Source organism: Roseateles sp. AC306, from assembly GCF_979253795.1.
In genome coordinates, this window is record NZ_CEEDEB010000050.1 from 1 (window position 1) to 437 (window position 437).

Here is a 437-nt window from a genome sequence, read left to right on the forward strand (position 1 = left end):
ACCGCCGACCTGAACAGTCTGAGCAGCGGCCAGTTCGGCACGCTGGCCTCCGGCCAGGTCCAGGCCCTGACCAGCACCCAGCTGGACAACCTGACCACCGAGAACCTGAACGCACTGGGCACGGCCCAGTTCGCCGCGCTGACCTCCGGCCAGTTCGGTGCACTCACCACCGCTCAACTCGCCAAGCTGGAAACGGCCGACCTGCGTGCCGTGACCACCGCGGCCCTCGGCGGCTTGTCTTCCGACCAAGTCGGTGCGCTGGCCAGTGACGCCGTGGGCGCCATGTCCACCGCGCAGATCGCCTCGCTCAGCACGCTCCAGGTCAAGGGCCTGACGGCCGGCGACATGGATGCGCTGACATCCAGCCAGGTCGCGGCTCTGAACTCCGCTCAGGCCGCCGCGCTCTCCACCGCCCAGCTCGCCGCCATCGAGACCGA

At 69.6% G+C, this 437-nt stretch carries 1 pseudogene; it reads left to right on the forward strand.

What is annotated here, in order from left to right:
* Nucleotides 1-437, forward strand: a pseudogene (locus AC0IZJ_RS28350) (heme utilization protein); the annotation flags it as partial.